This window comes from Pseudomonas sp. PvP001 (assembly GCF_040546375.1).
In the GTDB taxonomy this organism is placed as follows: Bacteria; Pseudomonadota; Gammaproteobacteria; order Pseudomonadales; family Pseudomonadaceae; genus Aquipseudomonas; species Aquipseudomonas coleopterorum.
In genome coordinates, this window is the sequence record NZ_JBEPNQ010000001.1 from 346,897 (window position 1) to 368,503 (window position 21,607).

Consider the following 21,607-nt stretch of genomic DNA (forward strand, 5'->3'; position numbering starts at 1 on the left):
ATCGATGCCTTCACGGAAAACTGAAACCTGGTCCCACGGTGCGGTAATGCAGGACTCCGGACTCACTCACTTTGCACTGTGGGCTCCGGATGCTTTCTCGGTTGGATTGCAGATCGCTGATGATGAATCCTTGCCCATGGTCGCGCGCAGCGACGGGTGGTTCACCCTTGAGCACAAGTGCCCGGCGGGCACGGCCTACCGCTTCGATATCGATGGCGAGGTTGCCGTGCCGGATCCCGCGTCCCGCGCACAGCAGGACGATGTGCACTCCCCCAGCGTCGTGGTCGACCCGTTGGCCTATGAGTGGCAGAACACCAACTGGCTGGGTCGTCCCTGGTCTCAGGCAGTCATTTACGAGCTGCACGTCGGTGCCTTGGGTGGCTACGCCGGTGTCGAGGCTCATCTGGCCCGCCTCGCCGCGCTGGGTGTGACTGCCATCGAACTGATGCCGATTGCCGAATTTCCCGGCACGCGCAACTGGGGCTACGACGGTGTGCTGCCCTATGCACCCGAAGCCTCCTACGGTACTCCTGAACAACTCAAGCACCTGATCGACTGCGCCCACGGCCATGGTCTGATGGTGATCCTCGATGTGGTCTACAACCACTTCGGGCCGGACGGCAATTACCTGGGCCGCTATGCCAAGGGTTTCTTCCGTCACGACAAGAAAACCCCATGGGGCGACGCCATCGACTTCCGTCGCGATGAGGTGCGCAGCTTCTTCATCGACAACGCCGCGATGTGGCTGCTCGAATACCGTTTCGACGGTCTGCGTTTCGACGCTGTGCACGCTATTCAGGATCCTACGTTCCTCCAGGAAATGGCCGGCACCCTGCGTGAGCAGGTCGGGCCGGACCGGCATGTCTGGTTGATGCTGGAAAACGAGCACAACCAGGCCCACCTGCTCGAACAGGGTTATGACGCCCAGTGGAACGACGACGGCCACAACGTGCTGCACGCGATGTTGACCGGCGAAAGCGAGGCGTACTACGCCGACTTCAGCGAAGACTCCACCGAGAAACTGGCTCGCTGCCTGAGCCAGGGTTTCATCTACCAGGGTGAAACCAATCAGAAAGGTGAAGCGCGTGGCGAGCCGAGCGGTCATCTGCCACCGAGCGCCTTCGTGCTGTTCCTGCAGAACCATGACCAGATTGGCAACCGCGCCATGGGCGAGCGGCTGAGCCTGCTGTGCAGCGAGCCTGCGCTTCGGGCAGCGACTGCGCTGCTGTTGCTCTCGCCGATGATCCCCATGCTGTTCATGGGCGATGAATGGGCCGCAGACGAACCCTTCCTGTTTTTCACCGATCACCACGGCGAACTGGCGGAAGCCGTTCGCGAAGGTCGCCGTGCCGAGTTCGCTGCCTTCGACTCGTTCGCCAACGAAGAAACCCGCGCCAAGATTCCCGACCCGAACGCGGCGAGCACCTTCGAAGCTTCGCGCCCGGACTTTGCCGAGTTCCAGTTCCGCCAGGACGGTCCCTGGGTGCAGCTGTACCGTCAGCTGTTGGCCCTGCGCCGCGACGAGATCGTACCGCGGCTTGACGGTGCCCAGTCGCTGGGAGCCCAGGTGCTGGCCGAAAAGGCCGTGAGCGCCAAATGGCGCATGGGTGACGGCAGCGTGCTGCGCATCGACCTCAATCTGAGCGAAAGTGCAGTGCCCGTTCAACTGCCCACCGAACACCGGCTGTTCGACAGCCGCCTGCAACCGGACGATGCGGGGAGCACTCAAGGCTTGCCTGCCCTCACGGCGCTGATCAGCCTGATTCCGGCGAGCGCTGCGGAGACCGCGGCATGAGCGAGCAAAAGCAACTGCATGACCTCGCCGAGCAGGCGGGTATCGCCGTCGACTGGACCGATGCCAACGGCAAGCCGCAAAAAGTTCCTGACAGTGTCCTGCGTAAAGTGCTGCGAGGCCTCGGTCATCCGGCCGACAACGACGAGGAACTGAAAGAAAGCCTGGCGGCGTCGAGCAAGGCGGCGCAGTCGCAGCGTCTGCCACCGTTGCTGACCGTCGAGCATGGTCAGCCGCTGGATCTGGCGAAGTTCTTCGCGCCCGGTACGGCGTGTGAGGTGCATCTGGAAGACGGCAGCACGCTGTCGATCAGCCTGGACAACCATGCCGCCCTGCCTGGTCTGCTGCCCGTGGGCTACCAGGACGTGCAGATCGAGCAGCAGCGCTTCACCTTGGCCGTGGCACCGGCTCGCTGCTACAGCGTCGCTGACGCCTATGGGCAGGACACTGCCCACGCTTGGGGGCTGGGCGTGCAACTCTATGCCGTGCGCCGCACCGGCGATGGCGGCTTCGGCGACACTCAGGCGCTGGAAGCCCTGGTGCGCAGCGCCGGCGAGCGCGGTGCCGACACCTTGGCCATCAGCCCCATGCACGCGATGAGCAGCAGCGACAACACGCGCTACAGCCCCTACTCGCCGTCCAGCCGACTGTTCCTCAACAGCCTGTACGCGGCCCCTGCCGCGGTGCTGGGCGAGGACGCAGTACGCACGGCGATCGAGGCTGCCGGACTGAGCGAAACCCTGCAGTCGCTCGAAGCACTGCCGCTGGTCGACTGGCCGGCCGCCGCCGGCGCCAAGCAGCGCCTGTTCAGGGCTCTGTACAAGGGCTTTGGCGACACCGAACACGCGTTGAACGCGGATTTCAGCGCCTTTCGCCACGCCGGTGGCGAGGCGTTGGAGAACCACTGCCGCTATGAAGCCCTGCAGGCCGATTTCAAGGCCCGTGGCGAAAGCCTGGATTGGCGCCAATGGCCACAAGAGTGGCACGACCCGCGCGGCACCGCGGTGGCCGAGTTCGCTGCCGCCCATGCCGACGAGATCGCCTTTCACGCCTTCTGCCAGTGGCTGATCGATCGCTGCCTGGCCAAGGTGCAGAAAGCCGCCCGTGACAGCGGCATGAAGATCGGCCTGATCGCCGACCTCGCCGTGGGTGCCGATGGTGCCGGGAGCCAGGCCTGGAGTCGCCAGGACGAATTGCTCGCCGACCTCACCGTCGGCGCGCCACCGGACATTCTCAATCGCTCCGGACAGAGCTGGGGCATTTCCGCCTTTTCTCCCGAAGGCCTCAAGCGCAATGGCTTCCGGGCCTTCATCGAAATGCTGCGGGCCAATTTTGCCCACGCGGGCGGCCTGCGCATCGACCACATCATGGGCCTGCAACGCCTGTGGCTGATCCCGGCCGACGCCAAGCCCGGCGAAGGTGCGTACCTGCAGTTCCCTATCGACGACATGTTGCGCCTGCTTGCCCTCGAATCTCATCGTCACCAGGCGGTAGTGCTCGGCGAAGACCTCGGGACCGTGCCGGATGGGCTGCGCGAGAAACTGGCGGCCAGGCAGATGCTCGGCATGCGCGTGCTGCTCTTCGAGCAAAACGATGGGGAGTTCACCGAACATCAAGCGTGGCCAGACAACGCCTTGGCGACGTCGACCACCCATGACTTGCCCACTCTCAACGGCTGGTGGCACGGCCGCGACATCGATTGGAACCGCGATCTTGAACTGATCGACGAGCCGACCGAGAAGCAATGGCGCGTGACCCGCGAGCACGAACGTCGTGCCCTGCGCCAGGTGCTCGCCCCTGAGCTGCAACACAGTGAAAGTGAAGGCATCGAGGACATCGACGCCATCATCGACGCAAGCACACGCTTCCTTGGCCTGACCCCTGCCCCGCTGGTGCTGCTGCCGATCGACGACGCCTTGGGTATCGAAGAACAAGCCAACTTGCCGGGCACCATAGACAGTCACCCCAATTGGCGCCGCCGCTACAGCGCCCATGCCCAGAATCTTCTCGACGATGAAGACGCTGCCAGACGCCTAGAGCTGCTGGCTTGCGCCCGCCAACAAGCCAGTGAGCGTTACCGATGAAAAAAATGACGGCCAGCGTTCGGCTGCAATTGCACAAAGACTTCACCCTGGACGATGCCGCTCGCCTCGTGCCTTATTTTTCCCGGCTCGGCATCAGCCATGTGTACGCGTCACCCATTCTCAAGGCACGCCCAGGCTCCATGCACGGCTATGACGTGGTCGACCCGACCCAGGTCAACCCCGAGCTAGGCGGCCAGCCTGCGCTGGAGCGACTGATCGCGGCGCTGCGCGAGCACGATATGGGCTTCATCCTCGACATCGTGTCCAACCACATGGCGGTCGGTGGCTCACACAACCCGTGGTGGCTGGATTTGCTCGAGTGGGGCCGTCGCAGCCCGTATTCGGAATTCTTCGACATCCAGTGGCATTCGCCCGATCCGCTGCTCGAAGGCCAGTTGCTGTTGCCGTTTCTGGGCAGTGATTACGGGGTGGCCCTGCAGAAGGGCGAGCTGGTGCTCAAATTCGATGCCGAACAGGGCAGTTTCTTCGTCGAGCACTACGAACATCGCTTCCCCATCTGCCCCATCGACTACCCGCACATTCTGGCCGCATCCGGGAATGCGCCGGTCAGCGAGCTGGGTGCGCGCTTCGCCAATCTGCATGGCAGCGACGACGCCTATGCTCAGGCCCGTGCGTTGCAGGCCGAGCTGGCCAAACAGGCCGCTGGCGCGGGCTTGAGCGAAGCCATCGAAGCTTCGCTCGCCCGCTTCGACTCGACCAGCGAAGAAGGCTTCAAGCGTCTGCACGAACTGCTGGAACGCCAATCTTATCGCCTCGCCAGCTGGCGCACGGCGGGCGACGACATCAACTGGCGGCGCTTCTTCGACGTCAATGAACTGGGCGGCTTGCGTGTCGAGCGCCCTGCCGTGTTCGAAGCCACCCATGCGAAGATCTTCGAGTTGATCGCAGCGGGCCTGGTGGATGGTCTGCGTATCGACCACATCGACGGCTTGGCCGATCCGCGCGGTTACTCGCGCAAACTGCGGCGTCGGGTCGAAGGCCTGTTGCAGCAACGTCCCGAATCGGCGCGCATCGACCATGTGCCGATCTATGTCGAGAAGATCCTCGGCGCGGGCGAAACGTTGCACCGTGACTGGCAGGTCGACGGCACCACCGGTTATGAATTCATGAACCAGGTGTCCCTGCTTCAGCACGATCCAGCCGGGGAACAGCCGCTAGGCGAACTCTGGAACCGCATCAGCGGACGCCCCAGCGAGTTCATCGAAGAGGCGCACGTAGCGCGCAATCTGGTGCTCAATGGCTCGCTGGCCGGTGACTTCGAGTCCGTCGCCCAGGCCCTGTTGCAGGTGGCCCGAGGCGATCTGATGAGCCGCGACCTGACCCTGGGCGCCATTCGCCGGGCGCTGCAGGAGCTGATCGTGCATTTCCCGGTATACCGCACCTACATCAACCCGTGTGGGCGTCCTGCCGAAGACGAGGCCTTCTTCCAGAAAGCCATGGAAGGTGCTCGCAGTACCTTGGGTGAAGCCGATTGGCCGGTGCTCGACTACCTCGAGCGCTGGTTGGGCGGCCAATCGTGGCGCGACCTGCCGCTAGGCCGCCCGCGCAAGCTGATCCGTCATGCCTGCGTGCGCTTCCAGCAGCTGACTTCGCCGTCGGCAGCGAAGGCCGTGGAAGACACCGCGTTCTATCGCTCTGCCGTACTGCTTTCGCGCAACGACGTAGGGTTCGAGACCGAACTGTTCGCCGGTACTCCTGAAGCGTTCGACGAAGCCTGTCAGCAGCGTCTGCAGCACTTCCCCGACAACCTCTTGGCCACTGCGACTCACGACCACAAGCGCGGCGAAGATACTCGCACCCGTCTGGCCGTGCTGAGCGAGCGTGCTCCCTGGTACGTCGAGCAAGTCGAACAATGGCTTGAACTGGCCGCGCCCCTGCGCAGTGCCTTCGGCGATGGCCATGCACCGACCGGTGGCGACGAACTGATGCTGTATCAGGCATTGCTGGGCAGCTGGCCGCTGGACCTGCGCAGCGACGACGTCGATGGCCTGACCGCCTACGCCGAACGCCTGTATCAGTGGCAGCAGAAAGCGTTGCGCGAGGCCAAGCTGATCAGCAGCTGGAGCGCACCGAACGAAGCCTACGAAAAGGCTTGCCGCGAGTTCCTCGAACAGTTGCTGCTCAGCGAAAAGGGTCGCTCACTGCGCGATGCCATCGCTGCAGCCAGCCGCACCATCGCGCCCAGCGGCGCGCTGGACAGTCTGGTGCAGACGCTGCTGCGCATGACCGTGCCAGGTATTCCCGATCTGTATCAGGGCGCCGAGTACTGGGATTTCAGCCTGGTCGATCCGGACAACCGTCGTCCGGTCGACTACGCCGCGCGGGAACGTTCGCTCGATGCACGTCCTGCCGTCAGCGAGCTTTTGGAAAGCTGGCACGATGGTCGCATCAAACAGTCCATGATTCAGCGTACCCTCGAGGTCCGCGCCGCGCATCCAGCGTTGTTCCGCGAGGGCAGCTACCAGAAGCTGGACGTTCTGGGCGCTCATGCCGATCGTATCCACGCTTTTGCGCGGGTACTGGACGGCACCGCTGCAGTGGTGATCGTGCCTCGCCTGGCCAGTGGCCTTCTTGCTGATAGCAAGACGCCTCTGATCGATGCGAGCGCTTGGGGCGACACCCGTGTCGTTTTGCCATCGGCAAAATCCGGGGCTACATTGAAGGGACTTTTTTCCGAGCAGGCAGTCACAGCAGAGAAGGAATTGTTGGTAGGCACTGCGCTGAAAGAGTTTCCTGTCAATCTCTTCCTACAAAGTGAGCTGTAATTAAGGAGCGTTGAAATGAGTGCCGACGACAAACGAGTCCGCGAATTCGCCTATCAGATCTGGGAATCCGAAGGCCAGCCCGAAGGTCAGGAAGAGCGTCATTGGGAAATGGCGCGAAAACTGGCCGAAGCCGAAGCGCTGGCACCGTCCAAGCCAAGCAAGGGCAAGGCACCGGCCAAGCCCAAGGCAGCGGCTCAGCCAAAGCCCAAGCCAAAGCCGAAAGCTGCCGGTGAAGCCCCCGCCGCCAAGCCCAAGCCACCGGCCAAGGCCGCCGACCAGGCGACCGCCGACTCGGCTGCAAAAGCCGAGGACGACACCAAGCCAGCCGCCCCGAAAAAGCCGCGGGCGCCGAAGAAGCCTGCTGCAAAGTGATACCCGCCCGCGTACCAACTTTGCCGGGCACGCGGGCCCATTTTTCGCCGATCCAGCCTCAGGGCTGGATGGTCGCGGTTTCACGACCTCAAACGCCCGTCACTCGCACGGCGCGTCTTCCAACCCGTTGCACACCCTCGTACACCCGACTCTGAAGACACCGAAGATGCCGTGACATCTGCCTGCGCCGTACGCGTGCAAACCAAGAGCAAGGATCGACCATGAGTCCGCAAAAAAAAGCTGCACCAGCGCCAGAACCCGCCGAACCCTCGCGTATCCGTGAAGGCCTGCCCTTCCCGCTCGGCGCGACCTGGGATGGCCTGGGCGTCAACTTCGCGCTGTTTTCGGCCAATGCCACCAAGGTCGAGTTGTGCATCTTCGACGCCAGCGGCGAAGAAGAAATCGAGCGCATCGAGTTGCCCGAGTACACCGACGAGATCTACCACGGCTACCTGCCCGACGCCCACCCGGGGCTGATCTACGGCTACCGTGTGCATGGTCCCTACGATCCGGAAAACGGCCACCGCTTCAACCCCAATAAACTGCTGATCGACCCTTACGCCAAGCAACTGGTCGGTGAGTTGAAGTGGTCCGAAGCCCTGTTCGGTTACACCATCGGGCATCCCGATGGTGACCTCAGTTTCGACGAGCGCGACAGTGCGCCCTTCGTGCCCAAAAGCAAGGTCATCGACCCGGCCTACACCTGGGGCCGCGACCACCGCGTCAGCGTCCCGTGGGACAAGACCATCTTCTACGAAGCCCACGTACGCGGCCTGACCATGCAGCACCCGGCCGTGCCCGAGGCGTTGCGCGGCACCTTCGCCGGCCTGGCCGTGCCGGAAGTGGTCGACCACCTGAAAAAGCTGGGCGTCACCTCGATCGAGCTGCTGCCGATCCACGGCTTCGTCAACGACCAGCATCTGCTGCAGAAAGGCCTCAACAACTATTGGGGCTACAACAGCATTGCCTTTTTCGCCCCGCATTCGCGCTACATCGCCAGCGGCAAGATCGCCGAGTTCAAGGAGATGATCGCGCACCTGCACGACGCCGGCCTGGAAGTGATTCTCGACGTGGTCTACAACCACACCGCCGAAGGCAACGAGCAAGGCCCGACCCTGTCGATGCGCGGTATCGACAACGCCTCCTACTACCGCCTGATGCCGGAGAACAAGCGCTATTACATCAATGACTCGGGCACCGGCAACACCCTGGACCTGAGCCACCCCTGCGTGCTGCAGATGGTCACCGACTCGCTGCGCTACTGGGCGTCGGAGATGCACGTCGACGGCTTCCGCTTCGACCTGGCGACCATTCTGGGGCGCTATCACGACGGTTTCTCCGAACGCCACAGCTTCCTCGTTGCCTGTCGTCAGGACCCAGTGCTGCGCACGGTCAAGCTCATCGCCGAACCGTGGGACTGCGGCCCCGGCGGTTATCAGGTGGGCGGTTTCGCCCCCGGCTGGGCCGAATGGAACGATCGCTTCCGCGACACCGTGCGGGCCTTCTGGAAAGGCGACGACGGCCAGCTCGCCGACTTCGCCGCACGAATGACCGGCTCGGGTGACATGTTCAACCAGCGTGGCCGCCGCCCGTATTCTTCGGTGAATTTCATCACCGCCCACGACGGCTTCACCCTGCGCGATCTGGTGTCGTACAACGACAAGCACAACGAAGAGAACGAGGAAGACAACCAGGACGGCACCAGCAACAACGTCTCCTGGAACCACGGCGTCGAAGGCCCCAGCGATGACCCGGAAATCGTCGAGCTGCGCCTGCGCCAGATGCGCAACTTCTTCACCACCCTGCTGTTCTCCCAAGGCACGCCGATGATCGTCGCTGGCGACGAGTTCTCGCGGACCCAGGGCGGCAACAACAATGCCTATTGCCAGGACAGCGAGATCGGCTGGATCAACTGGGAACTGGACGAGGAAGGCAAAGGCCTGCTGCGCTTCGTCAAGCGTCTGGTGAAGCTGCGCAACAGCTATCCGATCCTGCGTCGCAACCGCTTCCTGGTGGGTGAATACAACGAAGCGATCGGCGTCAAGGACGTCACCTGGCTGGATCCATTGGGCAACGAGATGACTGCCGAGCAATGGGAAGATCCCAACGGCCGCTGCCTGGGCATGATGCTCGATGGCCGCGCGCAGCCCAGCGGCATTCGCAAGCCGGGGGCCGATGCCACCTTGCTGCTGATCGTCAACGCCCACCACGACGTGGTCAACTTCATCCTGCCTCAAGTGCCGGAAGGAGAGTACTGGAACTGTCGCATCGACACCAACCGCCCGGAACTGGGCGAGCATGAGCGTCTGGAGTTCGGCAGCGAATTCCTGGTAACCGGTCGCTCGATGCTGATGTTCGAACTGCACCGGGACCTCGAAGAATGAAGCCAACCCTGATCGAAGCGCTGACCCGCCCACCACAGGGTTACGCCGACACCGCAGCGCTGGGCAAGGAAATGCGGCGCTTGTGCAGTCTGGGCCTGGACAGCCTGACGCTGCCGGCCGGCGGCGACACGCTGCAACGCTGGCAATGCCTGGCTGCCGTGGCCGGGCATGACCTGGGCTTGTGCAAGCTGTATGAGGGGCATACCGACGCCCTGGCAATCATGCAGGAACTGCGCGCACAGCCTGTGCCGGAAGGCTCGATCTGGGGCACCTGGGCATCGGAGCCGCCTCAGGCCCGGGTAATGGTCAGGCGCGAGGGCGATCGTGCGGTGCTCAGCGGCCGCAAGGCCTGGTGCTCGGGCGCCGGCGTCGTCACTCATGGCCTGCTGACCGCCTGGGATGACGATGGCCAGCAGCAGTTGGTCGCCGTGCCGATGGATCAGCCCAACCTGTGCGTCACCGACGACGGCTGGCACGCGGTGGGCATGGCCAACACCGGCAGCGTCGAAATCCTGCTGGAAAATGCCGAAGGCTGGTATGTCGGACCGGCTGGGGGCTACCTGAGCCGTCCGGGGTTCTGGCTGGGCGGGATCGGTATCGCCGCGTGCTGGTTCGGCGCTGCCCGCGAACTGGCACGCCACCTCGCCCAGCATTGTCACGCCCGTCCCGAGCCCCACGCCTTGGCTCACTTGGGCGCGGTGGATCGGGCGCTGGGCGCTTGCATCGCCGTGTTGCGCCAAGCGGCCAATGCAGCCGATCTGCAGCCCGAAGGCCCTTTCGAGCATTCGGCGCGGCTGTGCCGTGGGGTGGCCGAAGAGACCGCAGAAACCGTCATCAGCCACGTTGGCCGGGCCATGGGTGCCGGCCCGTACTGCAAGGATCCTCATTTCGCCCGGTTGATCGCCGATCTGCCGGTGTACCTGCGACAGAGCCATGCCGAACGCGACCTGGCCGCGCTTGGGCAATTGCTTGGCGCCCCCACGACGCGGACCTGGAGTTTATGAAAGAGAACCCTATCGTAGGCCAGGGTACGCCCCTGCAGGCCTGGCGCAGCTCCAGGCACCTCGCCGAATTGCCGCTGATCGATGCCCAGACCCTCGTCCCTGCCGGTTCACGAGCAGTGATCATCGCCCCGCACCCCGACGACGAAGTGCTCGGCTGCGGCGGGCTGCTGCAATTGCTCGCGCAGTTGGAACGGCCGATCCTGATCATCTCCGTCACCGACGGCAGCGCCAGTCACCCCGGATCGCAGACCTGGACGGCCGAACGCCTGAGCGCCGTACGCCCGCAAGAGAGCAACGAGGCGCTGCGCAGACTGGGCTTGCCCCTGCACAGCCTGCAGTGGATCCGCGGCGGTTTCGCCGACAGCGGTGTGGCCCGTGACGAACAACGGCTCACGGACTTCATCCAACGCTATCTCAAGCCCAACGATGTCGTGTTCAGCACCTGGTGCAACGATGGCCACACCGACCACGAGGCCAGTGGCCGCGCGGGCGCGACGGCCGCTGCAGCGGTCGGAGCGGTTCATCACGAGCTGCCGATCTGGACCTGGCATTGGGCCGCGCCCGAAGACGATCGTATTCCTTGGGAACGAGCGCACAAGCTGCCGCTGGACAAGGTCATGGTGGCGCGCAAGAGCCACGCCGCCCACGCCTTTGCCAGCCAGCTGGAAGGTGACCCGCAGATCGGTCTGGCACCGGTTCTTCCACCCTATGTATTGGAGCGGCTGCTGCAGCCGTTCGAGGTCGTCTTTCTATGAGCGCAGACAGCGTCGACAACCAGTATTTCGACAAGCTCTACGATGGCAATGACGACCCCTGGGCGATGCGTCATCGCTGGTACGAACGACGCAAGCGTGCCCTGCTGCTGGCCTGCCTGCCGCAGGAGCACTATGGCGCGATCTTCGAGCCAGGCTGCGCCAACGGAGAAACCAGCCTGGCCCTGTCAACCCGCTGCGACTACCTGCTCAGCTGCGACATGAACGCCCGTGCGGTCGGCCTGACCCAAGCGCGCTTGCACGAGCTGGATCATGCCCACGCCAGGCAGGCAGCCCTGCCCGCCGACTGGCCAAGCGAACGCTTCGACCTGATCGTGCTCAACGAATTGGGTTACTACCTGAATCGAACCGACTTCAGCCAAGTCATCGAACAGGTTCGGCGCTCACTCAACCCAGGCGGTCAACTGGTGGCCTGCCACTGGCTGGCAACCATCGAAGGCGCCCCGCAGACGGCCGAGCAGGTACACGCCCAGCTGCAGGCCGAACTCGGTATGCATCGGCTGATAGAGCACAAGGAAGGCGACTTTCTGCTGGAAGTGTGGGGTCTTGAACCGACCACCGTGGCACAGCACGAGGGGTTGCGCTGATTAGCACAGACTGGGTAGCGCAGGTTTGATAGCGCAGCAGGCCGCGTGTGCAGCCGATAAAAAAGGGGCTTCTTGAAGAAGCCCCTTTTCATTGGCATCAGCCCTGGATATCGGCTCGCGTAGGACGCAGGATCAGCACGCCCAGCGGTGGCAGATTGAGGGTGATCGAGTGCGGCTGGCCATGGCTGCTCTCCTCGCTGGCAAACACCTTGCCGCCGTTACCGTAGTTGGAACCGGCGTATTGCTCGGCATCGCTGTTGAGCAGCTCTTCCCACTCACCGCCGAACGGTATGCCCACGGTGTAGCTCTCGCGTGGCACCGGGGTGAAGTTGGCGACCACCAGTACCGGCTCGCCGCCAGCGCTCCAGCGCAGCCAGGCAAAGACACTGTTGGTGGCGTCATCACCGATGATCCACTGAAAGCCTTCAGGCTGGCAGTCCTGCTGGTGCAGGGCCGGTACGTCGCGGTACAACCGATTCAAGTCGGCGACCAACTGCTGCACACCCGAGTGCTCCGAGTACTGCGTGAGGTACCAGTCCAACTGATGGTCATGGTTCCACTCGCGCCACTGGCCGAATTCGCAGCCCATGAACAGCAGCTTCTTGCCCGGGTGGGTCCACATGAACGTCAGGTAGGCCCGCAGATTGGCGAATTGCTGCCAGCGGTCGCCCGGCATCTTGTCGATCAGCGAATGCTTGCCGTGCACCACTTCGTCATGGGAGATCGGCAGCACGAAGTGCTCGGAGTAGGCATACACCAGACCAAAGCTCAGTTGGCTGTGGTGATGCGGCCGGTGGATCGGGTCGTTCTGGATGTAGTTGAGCGTATCGTGCATCCAGCCCATGTTCCACTTGTAGTCGAAGCCCAGGCCACCCTCTTGAGTCGGCTGGGTAACACCCGGCCATGCCGTGGATTCCTCGGCAATCACCATGGCACCCGGTGCTTCCTGTTTCACCACATCGTTGAGGTGACGCAGGAACGCGATGGTTTCCAGGTTTTCCCGACCGCCGTATTGATTGGGAATCCACTCGCCGGCCTTGCGTGAATAGTCGCGGTACAGCATCGACGCCACGGCATCCACACGCAGGCCGTCGATGTGGAAGTGCTTGAGCCAGTGCACCGCGGACGCGATCATGAAACCGTGGACTTCAGTGCGGCCCAGGTTGTAGATCAGGGTGTTCCAATCCTGGTGGAAACCTTCCAGCGGGTTGTCGTATTCGTACAGCGCCGTGCCATCGAAACGTGCCAGACCGTGTTCGTCGGTCGGGAAATGCGCAGGTACCCAATCGAGGATCACGCCGATTTCGGCTTTGTGGCAGGCATTGACGAATGCCGCGAAGTCTTCCGGTGTGCCATAGCGGGCCGACGGCGCGAACTGCGACAGCGGCTGGTAGCCCCATGAACCTCCGAACGGATGCTCCATGATCGGCAGCAGTTCGATGTGGGTGAACCCCATCTTCTGCACGTATGGGATCAGGCGCTCCGCCAATTCGTGCCAGTTGTACGGACGAACCACTTCACCCGCTTCATCGAGTTCGCACATCCACGAACCGGCATGCAGCTCGTAGATGGACTGCGGCGCACCGATGGCGTGACGTTCGGCACGAACGTCGAGCCAGGCGTCATCGTCCCAGGCAAACTGCATCGGCTTGGCCACTCGCGACGCGGTCGACGGCGGCAGCTCGGTGCACAGCGCAATGGGGTCGGCCTTCAACGGCAGGATGCCGTGCTGGCCGAGGATTTCGTACTTGTACGGCTCACCCGGTTGCAGCGCCGGAATGAACAGTTCCCAGACACCGGATGGAAAGCGCTGACGCATCGGATGGCGACGGCCATCCCAGACGTTGAAGTCGCCAACCACCGAAACGCGCTTGGCGTTGGGTGCCCAGACGGCAAAGCGGGTGCCCTGGACACCGTCGATCTCGATGAACTGCGCACCGAATACGCTGCCCAGGTTGCGGTGCTTGCCCTCGGCAAACAGATAGATGTCCATGTCGCCCAGCAGGTTGCCGTAGCTGTACGGATCTTCACTGACCTGCACACCACCGGCCCACTGCACGCGCAGCAGATACGGCTGGCTTTGCTCGATGTGGCCGGTGAACAGGCCAGGTACGTTGCCCTGGTCGAGCGTGGTCAACGGATGACCACCGTCCTTGGCCAGTACCTGTACGCTCAATGCGGTCGGCAGATAGGCACGGATGTAGCTACCCGTGCCACCGTCGCTGTGGGCACCCAGAACCGAGAACGGATCGGAATGATCGGCACGGATCAGCGCCTCGATATCGGCTTTTGCCGGCAACGCGCCAACATCACGCTTGCCCTGTTCGCTGTGCGCACTCATTGCTTATTCTCCCTCGTACTCAAGAGCCCGAACAGTCCGTGCAAGGGCACGGCCAACCAGCTCGGGCGATTCTCCGCTTCATAAGCGATCTCGTAGGCAGCCTTTTCAAGGCTGAACAAATCCAGTGCAGCGCGGGCACCCTCAGGATTCTGCCACTGATGGGGCACGGCCTGGGTCGCCAGGTCATAGGCGCCGATGAAGGCTTGACGGGCTTCTGCCAGGTAACGCTTGGCCACGCGCTGACGCGCCAGCGCCGCCTCGTCGGAGGCGTCCGTGCTCTGCACATTGCGCACGGCCATGGCCGCCGCGTAGTCGAAGGAGCGCAACACACCGCCGACGTCTTTGTAAGGGCTGTATTTGGCTCGACGCTCTTCGAGGGGCCGAGCCGGCTCGCCTTCGAAGTCGATCAGGTAGGCATCGCCCTGCACCACCAGCATCTGACCCAGGTGCAGGTCGCCATGCACACGCATGATCAAGCCACCGATGGCCTGCTGGCTGAGTTGCTGCACATGGGCCAGCAGCGTCTCGCGCTCGCTCAACAGTTCAGCCACCAGGGCCTGATCCTGCTCGGCAAAATCGGCGCGACGCTGTTCGAGCAGATTCAGCGCCCGTTCGACCTGGCTGGAAATACTTGCGGTCCAGCTCTGGGCGTCTTTCTCGGTGCTCACGCGGGCCAGGAAATCAGCCTGCGCACCGGGTGCGGCCAGGGCCACGTGCATCTCGCCCAGGCGTTGGCCCAACATGGCGGCAAAGTCGGCCAGTTCGCCCAAGGCGTCGTAGCGCTGGCCCTGCTCGGCATGGGCGAAAGCCATTTCATCGCGAATGGCGCGTTCGAGGTTGTTCTGTGTCCACTCCCACGCGTCGCCCTGATTATTCAGATAGCCCTGGGCAATCATTAACAGGTGCGGGGTGCCGCTGGCATCCACACGGCTGACCGAGCCCATCAGAGGTGAGATATTGGCGTAGCCGGCAGCGGTCAGGTAGGCGCCCATCTCAAGCTCGGGGTGAATGCCGCCACTCACGCGACGGATCATCTTCAACACCAGGCTACCGCCGACCACCACCGAACTGTTGGACTGCTCGGCCGACAGGTAGCGGATGACCGAGCTCTGGTCCAGCTTCAACGCTGCCAGGTGATCGGTGGCCTGGAAGCGGATCTCGCCTTCGGCGCTGGACAACGTCTTCTGCACCTGCAGCCCTTCGATCACCGAATGGATGAAGCTTTCCAGTACGAAGGCATCGGTGATCAAGCCGACCTCACGGCCGCGTCGAACCCGCGACAGCGCCAGTTGCAAAGGCAGCGGCGAACCACTGTGGTCTTCAGGGATGAAGCCGAACGGGAACTGGTAGCGGCTGGTCTGCCCACCGGCTGTGACTTCCAGCTCGCTGAACAGCACGGGATTCTGCGCGGTGCCGAAACGCACGCCGTAGGCGATGCGCAGGTTGTCGATGGCAACGTCCTTGCCACCGAACCAGCGGCGCTTGGGCAGGTACTGCATCAATGACGTGTGTTCCAGAGTGCTGCGCGACGGCTCGTCGAGCAACTCCTCCATCCGTTGTTTCAACACCAGGGTCTGGAAGTCAGGCATGCTTTGGGCCGGTTCGACGTGCCAACTCGGCATCTGGGTTTCGCTGGCCAGCAGGAACCAATAGAAGCCGTAGGGTGGCAAGGTCAGCAGAAAATTCAGCTGACCGATGGGAGGGAAGGCGCTGCCACCGAGCATTTCCACCGGCACCATGCCGGCGTACTGGGACAGATCCAATTCAGCCGCTTGGGCGGCACGCGAGACGTTGGCGACACACAACACGATCTCGGTCTTGCCATCGCTACCGGTGTATTCACGCACGTAGGCCAGAATGCGTCGGTTGGTCGGCGTGAGCATGGTCAGACTGCCCCGGCCGAATGCCTTCTGCTGGCGGCGCACGGCGAGCATGCGCCGGGTCCAGTTGAGCAGCGAGTGCGGATCGTTGGCCTGGGTCTCGACGTTGACCGACTGGTAGCCATACAGCGGATCCATGATCGGCGGCAATACCAGGCTGGCCGGGTCGGCGCGGGAGAAGCCGCCGTTGCGGTCGATCGACCACTGCATCGGCGTGCGCACGCCGTCCCGGTCGCCCAGGTAGATGTTGTCGCCCATGCCGATTTCGTCACCGTAATACAGGGTCGGTGTACCGGGCATGGACAACAGCAGGCTGTTGAGCAGCTCGACGCGGCGGCGGTCCCGTTCCAGCAGCGGCGCCAGGCGACGACGAATGCCGAGATTGATCCGCGCCCGGCTGTCGGCGGCGTAGTAGTTCCACAGGTAGTCGCGTTCACGATCGGTGACCATTTCCAGGGTCAATTCATCGTGGTTGCGCAGAAAGATCGCCCATTGGCAATTGGCCGGGATCGCCGGGGTCTGACGCAGGATGTCGGTGACCGGGAACCGGTCTTCCTGGGCCAGCGCCATGTACATGCGCGGCATCAGCGGGAAATGGAAGGCCATGTGGCATTCGTCACCGTCGTCGCCCTTCGCCTCGCCGAAATACAGCTGGGTATCTTCCGGCCACTGATTGGCTTCGGCCAACAGCATGCGATCGGGGTAGTTGGCATCGATCTCGGCACGAATCTGCTTGAGCACCTGGTGGGTCTCGGCCAGGTTCTCGTTGTTGGTGCCGTCACGCTCGATCAGGTACGGAATGGCATCCAGGCGCAGGCCGTCGATGCCCATGTCCAACCAGTAGCGCATCACATCGATGACCGCTTTCATCACCTGCGGATTGTCGAAATTCAGGTCGGGCTGGTGGGAATAGAACCGGTGCCAGAAATACTGACCGGCCACAGGATCCCAGGTCCAGTTGGACTTTTCGGTGTCCAGAAAGATGATCCGCGTGCCGTCGTATTTCTCGTCACTGTCGGACCACACATAGAAATCACGGGCTTTGGAGCCCTTCTTGGCCTTGCGCGCACGCTGGAACCAGGGGTGCTGGTCGGAAGTGTGGTTGATCACCAGTTCGGTGATCACTCGCAAGCCACGCTTGTGCGCCTCGTTGATGAAGCGACGCGCGTCGGCCAGGGTGCCGTAGTCCGGGTGCACGGCCTTGTACTCGGCAATGTCATAGCCATCGTCGCGACGCGGCGAGGGGTAGAACGGCAACAGCCAGATGGTGTTGACGCCCAGATCGGCAATGTAATCGAGTTTGGCGATCAACCCCGGAAAGTCACCGATGCCATCGTTGTCGGAGTCGAAGAACGACTTGACGTGGACCTGATAGATAACCGCGTCCTTGTACCAGAGCGGGTCATCGATGAACGCTTGCGACCGAGGCTTTTTCGCCATTGTTGTTTCCCTGTCTTGTGCGGCTAGGCAACATTGATTGCAACGTGTGGCCAGGAGTGCAGCGTACAGCGAGGGTGCAGCGCGAGACGAGTATTCACACCTCGACGCGCGTGAGCCTCCAGATGCCGAACGGCTGGTAGCCGGGGTCGATCCGCATGAACTGGGTCTTGCCATGCCACGTCCAGCGGTGCCCGGTCATCAGGTCTTCGCCATTAGTGGATGCATTGTCGTCCAGCCCCAGCTCCCACAACGGCAGCTCGAAATGGGCTTCCTGAACGTTGTGCGGATCCAGGCTGACCGCGACCAGTACATAGTTGCTGCGGTCGGCCGTGCGCTTGCCGAAATACAGGATGTTGTCGTTGTAGCATTGAAAGAACTCGACGCCCAGATGTGTTTGCAGCGCCGGGTTCTGACGACGGATACGGTTGAGCTGGGCAATCTCGGCAATGATGTTGCCCGCAGCGGTGTAATCCCGTGGCCGGATCTCGTATTTCTCCGAGTCCAGATACTCTTCCTTGCCGGGGATCGGCGCCGATTCACACAGTTCGAAACCCGAGTACATGCCCCACAGGCCCGAGCCCATGGTCGCCAGCGCGGCGCGGATGAGGAACCCGGCGCGGCCGCTGTCATGCAGGAAAAACGGGTTGATGTCCGGCGTATTGACGAAGAAGTTCGGCCGGTAGCAGTGCGCCCAGGGTGCCTGGTTCAACTGGGTGAAATAGGTGGTCAGCTCAGGCTTGGTGTTGCGCCAGGTGAAGTAGGTGTAACTCTGGGAATACCCGACCTTGCCCAGGCGCGCCATCATCGCAGGTTTGGTGAACGCCTCGGCCAGGAACATCACGCTTGGGTCCTTGCTGCGGATATCGGCAATCAGCCATTGCCAGAACGGCAGCGGCTTGGTGTGCGGATTATCAACGCGGAAGATCTTCACGCCCTCCTCGACCCAACCCCAGACCACATCGCGCAGCTCGGTCCACAGACCTGGTACGGCATCAGCCGCGTAGAAGTCGACGTTGACGATGTCCTGGTATTTCTTCGGCGGGTTTTCCGCGTAGCGGATGGTGCCGTCCGGGCGCCAGCTGAACCAGCCCGGATGTTCCTTGAGCCACAGGTGATCCTGCGAGCACTGGATGGCGAAATCCAGGGCGATTTCCAGACCATGCTCGGCAGCAGCGGCCACCAGTGCACGGAAGTCTTCGCGGGTACCCAACTGCGGGTGAATGGCCTCGTGTCCGCCTTCGGCGCTGCCGATGGCGTACGGGCTGCCGGGATCGTCCGGGCCTGCAGTCAGGGAGTTGTTCGGGCCCTTGCGGTGCGCACGGCCGATCGGATGGATCGGCGGGAAATACAGCACGTCGAAGTTCATGTCGCGAATCATCGGCAGACGGCTGTGCACGTCGTTGAAGGTGCCGTGGCGCGCCTTGTCGTCGGTGATCGAACGCGGGAACAGCTCGTACCAACTGGCGAACTGCGCCAGTGCCCGTTCCACGTCCAGAGGGAATTCGATGCTGGTGCAGAGGAAGGCACGATGGTCGGCCAGGGACATCAGCGCCTGAGTATCACGCTGCAACAGCAGCGCAACCTTGGCGTCCAGATCCAGTCCCTGCAATTCATCGTGAAGCTGACGCAGCTGGCGAGCCAGGGTGTCCTGGCTGCGCGCGGCGGCTTGTTCGAGGTGCAGGCGACCTTCTTCCAGTTCGAGTTCGATGGTGACGCCGGCAGCGAATTTCTTTTCCAGCTCGTAACGGTAGCTGGCGAACTGGTCGATCCAGGCATCGATACAGTAGGCATAGGTGCCAACGCTGTCGATGACCAGTTCCGCTTCCCAGCTGTCGTTGCCCAGCTCGCGCATGCTCGTGGTGTGCCAGGTGTCGGAGCCGGCCTCGTGCCAGCGCAGCACCACGGCCAGCTTGTCGTGGCCATCGGCATAAACCTTTGTGCTGACCGTGACGGTCTGGCCGACGATGGCCTTGACGGCGAACTGCCCGCCGTCGATGGCAGGCTGAGTGTCTTCGATCACGATCCGTGGCAGCAGCAGCGCCTGGGACAGGCTCAGCACGTGGTCTGGCGTCTGTGCATCGGTCGCGTTCTGGTCCGTCGGGATAGTCTGATCAGCCGTCATCGAGCCTTGCTCCTGTGCGTCGCCTGGACGCTGTTGTGCTTGTGCAAGCGGTGAAGTGAATCGGGTTTTTCAATCGCTTAGGTTCGGAGCCGGGCCGGGTGGGAAAGTTCATATGCTTTTGCAGCTTCAGCGTCCTCGCCAGGGAGCCAAATGATGCTCCGTGGTGTCCACCGCAGGCACTACTCTTCCTCCTTGTCCTTTACTTTGCAGAGGTAGCGCCATGAGCCTTCCACTTCCACCCGGAACCCCCGATCCCAACATCGACCAGCCGAATCTGCCACCGTCGTCGCCCAGCGACGAACCCGAGGGCGTGCCCGTGCTACCCACGGTACCACCCACACCGGTTGGCGACCCACCGACCGACCCTGTGCCTCTGCAAGGCTGAAACATCGCGGACAGCAGGCAGACGGTGCCGGTCACGTCTGTCGGCTGTGCGCGGGGCCCTCCAGGTGGCATAGTGCAGCCCTGCCCAAGACCGCCAGGCCGGTAATGAAACGCTACGAGAAATTTGCCGCCCACATTGCCGAGCTGATCCGCACCGGCGTGCTCAAGCCCGATGAGCGCGTACCTTCAGTGCGTCATGCCAGCCAGACCCAGGGCGTAAGTCCTTCGACGGTGTTCCAGGCGTACTACCTGCTCGAACGCCGAGGCCTGATTCGCGCCCGGCCCCGCTCGGGTTACTTCGTCAATGCGCTGGCCGAGCGTGCTCTGCAAGAACCCCAGGTGGAAACGCAGACACTGGCGGAGTCGACCGATGTCGACGTCAGCGAACTGGTGTTCTCCATTCTCGATTCGATCAAGGACCCGAACACAGTCGCCCTGGGCTCGGCATTCCCCAGCCCCGAGCTGTTCCCCCTACCGCGTCTGGCCCGCTCCCTGGCCAGCACCAGCCGCGCCATGCATCCGCGCGAAACGGTGACGGATCTGTCGCCCGGCAGTCCGGAGCTGCGCCGGCAGATCGCCTTGCGCTACAACATCGCCGGGATGACCCTGCCGGTCGAAGAATTGCTGATCACCAACGGCGCGCTGGAAGCATTGAACCTGTGCCTGCAGGCGGTGACCGAGCCTGGTGACATGGTGGCCATCGAAGCACCGGCCTTCTATGCCTGCCTGCAAGTGCTGGAGCGCCTCAAACTCAAGGCCGTGGAGATCCCCACTCATCCGCGCGAAGGGCTCGATGTGGATGCCCTGGCCAATGCCCTGCAACGCCTGCCGATCAAGGCCTGCTGGTGCATGCCGACCTTCCAGAATCCGGTCGGCGCGAGCATGCCCGAGGCACGCAAGCGTCAATTGGTGGAGCTGTTGCACCAGCACCAGGTACCGTTGATCGAGGACGACGTGTACGCCGAGCTGTACTTCGGCCAGCACGCGCCACGCCCTGCCAAGGCCTACGACCGCGACGGCTGGGTGCTGCATTGCGGTTCGTTCGCCAAGAGCCTGGCACCGGGCTATCGCATCGGCTGGGTGGCCGCCGGACGCTTTGCGCAGAAGGTCGAGCGGTTGAAGATCATGACCTCGATCTGCGCATCGGTACCGGGTCAGGCGGCGATCGCCGATTATCTGCAGCACGGTGGCTACGATCGCCATCTGCATCGGTTGCGCGATGCGCTCCAAGGCCAGCAGCACGCGATGATGGCGGCGATCGCGCGGTACTTTCCCGAAGAGACGCGAGTGAGTCGCCCCGACGGCGGTTATTTTCTCTGGCTCGAGCTGCCGCCGCGGGTGGACTCCCTGCAGTTGTTCCGTCTCGCGCTGGCGCAAGGCATCAGCATCGCACCGGGGCCGATCTTTTCGGCCAGTGGCCGTTTCGGCAACTGCATCCGGCTCAATTACGGTACGCCGATGGACAAGGTGCAACTGGCGGCCATGCAGACCCTGGGCAACCTGGTCCACGAGTTGGCCTGACCCACGGCGGCGTCCGCCGACGCGGCTTGCACCGCTGCTACAGGGGGCGCGCACAACGTGGTTACACATTTCGCAGAAATTCGGGATGGGCAACTTGATGCGCGATTTGGCCTTACTCTGGGCGTCGCCTGCCGACG

At 62.9% G+C, this 21,607-nt stretch carries 13 protein-coding genes; 10 read left to right on the top strand and 3 right to left on the bottom strand.

Annotated features, from left to right (window positions below; genetic code table 11):
• Positions 1-4 precede the first annotated feature (4 nt).
• The 8 genes from treZ (at position 5) to ABMD26_RS01560 (ending at position 11,782) form a co-directional block, all read left to right on the top strand.
• Positions 5-1,795, top strand: a complete 1,791-nt coding sequence (treZ, locus tag ABMD26_RS01525; RefSeq protein ID WP_354307123.1) for a malto-oligosyltrehalose trehalohydrolase — start codon at positions 5-7, stop codon at positions 1,793-1,795.
• Positions 1,792-3,876 carry a 4-alpha-glucanotransferase gene (malQ, locus tag ABMD26_RS01530; protein ID WP_354307125.1) on the top strand — a complete coding sequence of 695 codons (2,085 nt, stop codon included), beginning with the start codon at positions 1,792-1,794 and terminating at the stop codon, positions 3,874-3,876. Before treZ ends, malQ begins: the two co-directional genes overlap by 4 nt.
• Positions 3,873-6,662, top strand: a complete 2,790-nt coding sequence (locus ABMD26_RS01535) for a malto-oligosyltrehalose synthase (protein WP_354307127.1) — start codon at positions 3,873-3,875, stop codon at positions 6,660-6,662. The genes malQ and ABMD26_RS01535 overlap by 4 nt, the downstream gene beginning before the upstream one ends.
• Positions 6,663-6,677: 15 nt before the next feature.
• A complete protein-coding gene (locus ABMD26_RS01540; RefSeq protein WP_134722200.1) occupies positions 6,678-7,034 on the top strand; it encodes a DUF2934 domain-containing protein in 357 nt (118 codons plus the stop codon).
• Positions 7,035-7,255: 221 nt separating this feature from the next.
• Positions 7,256-9,418, top strand: coding sequence for a glycogen debranching protein GlgX (gene glgX / locus ABMD26_RS01545; protein WP_056842534.1), 2,163 nt, complete (start codon positions 7,256-7,258; stop codon positions 9,416-9,418).
• The gene (locus tag ABMD26_RS01550) at positions 9,415-10,422 is read left to right on the top strand and encodes an acyl-CoA dehydrogenase family protein (RefSeq protein ID WP_354307129.1); all 1,008 of its coding nucleotides are present in this window, start codon (positions 9,415-9,417) and stop codon (positions 10,420-10,422) included. Before glgX ends, ABMD26_RS01550 begins: the two co-directional genes overlap by 4 nt.
• Positions 10,419-11,177, top strand: coding sequence for a PIG-L deacetylase family protein (locus ABMD26_RS01555; RefSeq protein ID WP_354307131.1), 759 nt, complete (start codon positions 10,419-10,421; stop codon positions 11,175-11,177). The genes ABMD26_RS01550 and ABMD26_RS01555 overlap by 4 nt, the downstream gene beginning before the upstream one ends.
• On the top strand, positions 11,174-11,782 hold the full coding sequence (locus ABMD26_RS01560) for a class I SAM-dependent methyltransferase (RefSeq protein WP_354307133.1): 609 nt from the start codon (positions 11,174-11,176) through the stop codon (positions 11,780-11,782). Before ABMD26_RS01555 ends, ABMD26_RS01560 begins: the two co-directional genes overlap by 4 nt.
• A gap of 97 nt (positions 11,783-11,879) precedes the next feature.
• On the opposite strand, the gene glgB is transcribed toward ABMD26_RS01560, so the two are convergent.
• The 3 genes from glgB to ABMD26_RS01575 all read right to left on the bottom strand — a co-directional run bounded on the left by glgB (position 11,880) and on the right by ABMD26_RS01575 (position 19,565).
• A complete protein-coding gene (gene glgB / locus ABMD26_RS01565; RefSeq protein WP_354307135.1) occupies positions 11,880-14,123 on the bottom strand; it encodes a 1,4-alpha-glucan branching protein GlgB in 2,244 nt (747 codons plus the stop codon).
• Positions 14,120-17,443, bottom strand: a complete 3,324-nt coding sequence (gene treS / locus ABMD26_RS01570; RefSeq protein WP_354307137.1) for a maltose alpha-D-glucosyltransferase — start codon at positions 17,441-17,443, stop codon at positions 14,120-14,122. Before treS ends, glgB begins: the two co-directional genes overlap by 4 nt.
• A 94-nt stretch (positions 17,444-17,537) precedes the next feature.
• Positions 17,538-19,565, bottom strand: coding sequence for an alpha-1,4-glucan--maltose-1-phosphate maltosyltransferase (locus ABMD26_RS01575; RefSeq protein WP_134722194.1), 2,028 nt, complete (start codon positions 19,563-19,565; stop codon positions 17,538-17,540).
• Positions 19,566-19,785: 220 nt separating this feature from the next.
• Here ABMD26_RS01575 and ABMD26_RS01580 point away from each other — a divergent pair, with 220 nt between their 5' ends.
• Together ABMD26_RS01580 and mapR are read left to right on the top strand one after the other, a co-directional pair.
• Entirely contained in the window at positions 19,786-19,950 is a 165-nt protein-coding gene (locus ABMD26_RS01580) for a hypothetical protein (protein ID WP_167375923.1), read from the top strand.
• 104 nt (positions 19,951-20,054) lie between these two features.
• Positions 20,055-21,470: a GntR family transcriptional regulator MpaR gene (gene mapR / locus ABMD26_RS01585; RefSeq protein ID WP_134722193.1), complete on the top strand. Its 1,416-nt coding sequence runs from the start codon at positions 20,055-20,057 to the stop codon at positions 21,468-21,470.
• Positions 21,471-21,607 lie beyond the last annotated feature (137 nt).

Coding starts and splice junctions, on each gene's coding strand:
- ABMD26_RS01535 (WP_354307127.1), top strand. CDS start 3,873: ATGAAAAAAATGACGGCCAGCGTTCGGCTGCAATTGCACAAAGACTTC.
- mapR (WP_134722193.1), top strand. CDS start 20,055: ATGAAACGCTACGAGAAATTTGCCGCCCACATTGCCGAGCTGATCCGC.
- ABMD26_RS01540 (WP_134722200.1), top strand. CDS start 6,678: ATGAGTGCCGACGACAAACGAGTCCGCGAATTCGCCTATCAGATCTGG.
- treZ (WP_354307123.1), top strand. CDS start 5: ATGCCTTCACGGAAAACTGAAACCTGGTCCCACGGTGCGGTAATGCAG.
- ABMD26_RS01550 (WP_354307129.1), top strand. CDS start 9,415: ATGAAGCCAACCCTGATCGAAGCGCTGACCCGCCCACCACAGGGTTAC.
- ABMD26_RS01560 (WP_354307133.1), top strand. CDS start 11,174: ATGAGCGCAGACAGCGTCGACAACCAGTATTTCGACAAGCTCTACGAT.
- ABMD26_RS01555 (WP_354307131.1), top strand. CDS start 10,419: ATGAAAGAGAACCCTATCGTAGGCCAGGGTACGCCCCTGCAGGCCTGG.
- malQ (WP_354307125.1), top strand. CDS start 1,792: ATGAGCGAGCAAAAGCAACTGCATGACCTCGCCGAGCAGGCGGGTATC.
- treS (WP_354307137.1), bottom strand. CDS start 17,443: ATGGCGAAAAAGCCTCGGTCGCAAGCGTTCATCGATGACCCGCTCTGG.
- ABMD26_RS01575 (WP_134722194.1), bottom strand. CDS start 19,565: ATGACGGCTGATCAGACTATCCCGACGGACCAGAACGCGACCGATGCA.
- ABMD26_RS01580 (WP_167375923.1), top strand. CDS start 19,786: ATGAGCCTTCCACTTCCACCCGGAACCCCCGATCCCAACATCGACCAG.
- glgB (WP_354307135.1), bottom strand. CDS start 14,123: ATGAGTGCGCACAGCGAACAGGGCAAGCGTGATGTTGGCGCGTTGCCG.
- glgX (WP_056842534.1), top strand. CDS start 7,256: ATGAGTCCGCAAAAAAAAGCTGCACCAGCGCCAGAACCCGCCGAACCC.